Annotated in this window: 3 protein-coding genes; all 3 read left to right on the top strand. The window is 77.5% G+C overall.

Features of this window, described 5'->3' with window-relative positions:
- Positions 1–1,346: NAD(P)H-hydrate dehydratase (locus AOK18_RS20190; RefSeq protein WP_055695275.1), on the top strand; the 1,346-nt coding region annotated here is incomplete at its 5' end.
- Positions 1,347–1,482: 136 nt separating this feature from the next.
- On the top strand, positions 1,483–2,667 hold the full coding sequence (gene alr, locus AOK18_RS20185) for an alanine racemase (RefSeq protein ID WP_055572652.1): 1,185 nt from the start codon (positions 1,483–1,485) through the stop codon (positions 2,665–2,667).
- Positions 2,668–2,780: 113 nt separating this feature from the next.
- A complete protein-coding gene (locus AOK18_RS20180) occupies positions 2,781–4,022 on the top strand; it encodes an alpha/beta fold hydrolase (protein ID WP_055695274.1) in 1,242 nt (413 codons plus the stop codon).
- The last annotated feature ends 82 nt before the right edge of the window (positions 4,023–4,104 follow it).

The following is a 4,104-nucleotide window of genomic DNA, read 5'->3' as shown; positions in this document are numbered from 1 at the left end:
GCAGCAGGGTCGTCCTGCTGGTCGGCAGCGGGGACAACGGCGGCGACGCCCTCTACGCCGGAGCCGGGCTGGCCCGGCGCGGCGCCGGCGTCACGGCGGTACTGCTCGCGCCGGAGCGCGCCCACGCCGCCGGGCTCGCGGCACTGCGCCGGGCGGGCGGCCGGACCGTGGAGATCACCGGCAGCGGCACCGGCGCCGCCTCCGGCACGGGGACCGCTGCCGCCGCCCTCGCGGCCGTCCGGCGGGCCGATCTCGTCGTGGACGGCATCGTCGGAATCGGCGGCACGGGCGGACTGCGTCCGGAGGCGGTCCCGCTCGCCGAGGCCGCCGAACGGTACGGCGCCGCGGTCGTCGCCGTCGACCTGCCGAGCGGCGTCGACGCGGACACCGGCGAGGTGCGCGGCACCGCGCTCCGGGCCGACCTCACGGTGACCTTCGGGACGCACAAGCCGGCGCTGCTCGTCGACCCGGCGCGGGAGTACGCGGGGTCGGTGCGGCTCGTCGGCCTCGGTCTCGACCTGCCCGCCGCACCGGACCTCGAGGCGCTCCAGCACGCCGACGTGGCCCGGCTGCTGCCGGTGCCGGGCGCGGAGAGCGACAAGTACCGGCGCGGTGTCGTCGGGATCGCCGCCGGGTCCGCCCGTTACCCCGGTGCCGCCGTGCTCGCGGTCGCCGGTGCGCTGCGGGGCGGCGCCGGAGCGGTGCGGTACGCCGGTCCCGCCGCGCGGGACGTGATCGCCCGCTTCCCCGAGACGCTGGTGTCCGACCGGGGGCCGAAGCACGCCGGACGGGTGCAGGCGTGGGTCGTCGGGCCGGGCGCCGGGGACGACGCCGGCCCGGTGGCGGAGGTGCTGGCGGCGGACGTCCCGGTGCTGATCGACGCGGACGGCCTGCGGCTGGCCGACGCCGCGGCCGTGCGGGCCCGCTCCGCGCCGACCCTGCTGACCCCGCACGCCGGAGAGGCCGCCGCGCTGCTCGGCGTGGAACGCGAGGAGGTCGAGGCCGGCCGGCTGGCCGCGGCGCGCGAACTGGCCGGACGGTACGGGGCGACCGTGCTGCTCAAGGGCTCCACGACACTGGTCGCCGGCCCGAAGGACGGGGACGGCGCCGCGGTACGGGTGAACCCGACCGGGACGTCCTGGCTGGCCACGGCCGGGAGCGGGGACGTCCTGTCCGGTCTGGCGGGCTCGCTGCTGGCGGCGGGGCTGTCGGCCCGGGACGCCGGCAGCGCGGCGGCCTACCTGCACGGGCTCGCGGGACGCCGCGCGGCGGACGGCGCGCCGGCGGGGGCGCACGACGTGGCGGAGGCGATCCCGGACGCGTGGCGGGACGTCATGCGCGGATGAGGCCGCCGGGTCCCGGGCGGCGTGCGGAGCCCGGGCGGGGTCCCGGCCCCGGACGTCGTCGTACCATCCCACCGCGGCGGTCCCGGTCGGACCACTCCCGGTGGGGCGTCGTACCGCTCTGAGAGACTGAGGTGCGATGAACGAGAACGATGCTGTGCGGAAGGCGACCCTCCGGGCCCGTGCCGAGATCGACCTGGGCGCGCTGCGCGCCAACGTGCGGAGCCTGCGCGCCCACGCGTCCGGGGCCGCCCTCATGGCCGTGGTCAAGGCGGACGCCTACGGGCACGGCGCCCTCGAGTGCGCGCGGGCGGCCGTCGACGCCGGGGCGTCCTGGCTCGGCACGGCCACCCCGCAGGAGGCGCTGGCGCTGCGCGCGCCCGGCGCCGGGATCCCCGCCGACGTGCGCGTCATGTGCTGGCTGTGGACGCCCGGCGGGCCGTGGCGGGAGGCGATCGAGGCCGACCTCGACGTCGGCGTCGGCGGCATGTGGGCGCTGGAGGAGGTCACCGCGGCCGCGCGTGCCGCCGGGCGGCCCGCACGCGTGCACCTCAAGGCCGACACCGGCCTGGGGCGGGGCGGCTGCGTGCCCGGCGACTGGGCCGCGCTGGTCGCCGCGGCCCGCGCCGCCGAGGCCGGCGGACTGCTGCGCGTCGTCGGTCTGTGGTCGCACCTCGCCTGCGCCGACGAGCCGGGACACCCCTCCATCGAGGCACAGCTCACCCGCTTCCGGGAGATGGTGGCGTACGCCGAGCGGCAGGGCGTGGACCCCGAGGTCCGGCACATCGCCAACTCGCCGGCCGTCCTCACCCTCCCCGAGAGCCACTTCGACCTCGTCCGGACCGGCGTCGCGATGTACGGCGTCTCGCCCAGCCCCGCGATCGGCACCCCCGCCGACTTCGGGCTGCGCCAGGTGATGACCCTGACCGCCTCCCTCGCCCTGGTGAAGCGCGTCCCGGGCGGGCACGGCGTCTCCTACGGCCACCACTACGTCACCCCGGGCTCCACCACCCTCGGCCTGGTCCCGCTCGGCTACGCGGACGGCATCCCGCGGCACGCCTCCTCCGCCGGCCCGGTGCTGGTCGAGGGCAAGCCGCGCACGGTCGCCGGGCGGATCGCGATGGACCAGTTCGTCGTCGACCTCGGCGGGGACGAGCCCCCGCCGGGTGCCGAGGCGGTGCTCTTCGGCCCCGGCGACCGCGGCGAGCCCACCGTCGAGGACTGGGCGCAGGCCGCGGGCACCATCGGGTACGAGATCGTCACCCGGATCGGAAGCCGCGTCCCGCGCGTCCATGTGAACGACGCGCACGACGCGCGTGCGTGACGGCACGGCGCCGTGACGGCCCGGCGGCATGACGGAGCGGGCCGCCGGAGCGTCCGTACGTCCCCACGCCCGCCCGGGCGCACGCGCCCGAGGAACGACAGAGGAGCCAGTACGTGAGCGAGAGCAGTGCGGAGGCCCTCGGCACCGCCGTCACGGCGGCCGCCGCCTCCGTCGCCGACGTCCCGCCCGGCGGCTGGCGCCGGGCGACGGGGGTCGCCGGCGTCGCGATAGGCGTGCTCGCCACGGGCGCCGCCGCCGGAGTCGCCATAGAACGGATGACCGTCGGCCGGGGCATGCGCAAGAAGGCCCGGCTCGCCCTCGACTCCGCCGGGCCGTACGGCTCGCTGCGCGGCACCCCCGGCAAGGCGTACGCCGAGGACGGCACCGAGCTGTACTACGAGGTCGACGACCCCGACCCCGACCCGGACGCCGCACCCGCGCGCCGCCGCCGGCTGTTCGGCCGCAGGGCGCCCGCCCCCGTCACCGTCGTCTTCAGCCACGGTTACTGCCTCAGCCAGGACTCCTGGCACTTCCAGCGGGCCGCGCTCAAGGGCGTCGTACGGGCCGTGTACTGGGACCAGCGCAGCCACGGCCGTTCCGGGCGGGGCGCGGCCCAGGCCGAGCGGGGCGAGCCGGTCACCATCGACCAGCTGGGACAGGACCTCAAGGCCGTCATCGACGCCGCCGCGCCCGAGGGGCCGATCGTGCTGGTCGGGCACTCCATGGGCGGGATGACGGTGATGGCCCTCGCCGACCGGTACCCCGCGCTGATCCGCGAGCGGGTCGTCGGCGTCGCCCTCGTCGGCACGTCGCCGGGACGGCTGGGCGAGGTCAACTTCGGACTGCCGGTGGCCGGGGTCAACGCGGTGCGGCGGGTGCTGCCGGGGGTGCTGAAGGCGCTGGGGCAGCGGGCCGAGCTGGTGGAGAAGGGGCGCCGGGCCACGGCGGACCTGTTCGCCGGGATCATCAAGCGGTACTCGTTCGCGGCCCGGGACGTCGACCCGGCCGTCGCCCGGTTCGCCGAGCGGATGATCGAGTCCACCCCGATCGACGTCGTCGCCGAGTACTACCCGGCGTTCAACGAGCACGACAAGACCGAGGCCCTCGCCCGCTTCGCCCCTCTCCCGGTCCTCGTGCTGGCCGGGGTGCAGGACCTGATCACGCCCAGCGAGCACAGCGAGGCCATCGCCGCACTGCTGCCGGACGCCGAGCTGGTGCTGGTGCAGGACGCCGGGCACCTGGTCATCCTGGAGCACCCGGACGTGGTCACCGACCGCCTCGCCGATCTGCTCGCCCGCGCCGGGGCGGCGCCCGCCCCGACTACCGTGGGTGGCTGTGACCCCGCCTCCCCCTGACGGAGACGGCCGCCGGCCCCCCGGCCGGCGGCCGTCTCCGTCAGGGGGAGGCGGGGTCACAGCCACCCACGGTAGTCGGGGC

Origin of the sequence: Streptomyces prasinopilosus (assembly GCF_001419695.1) — a bacterium.
GTDB lineage: Bacteria > Actinomycetota > Actinomycetes > Streptomycetales > Streptomycetaceae > Streptomyces > Streptomyces prasinopilosus.
Note: the sequence above shows the minus strand (reverse complement) of the source record. Positions and strands in the feature narration are given on the sequence as shown.

Coding starts and splice junctions, on each gene's coding strand:
- alr (WP_055572652.1), top strand. CDS start 1,483: ATGAACGAGAACGATGCTGTGCGGAAGGCGACCCTCCGGGCCCGTGCC.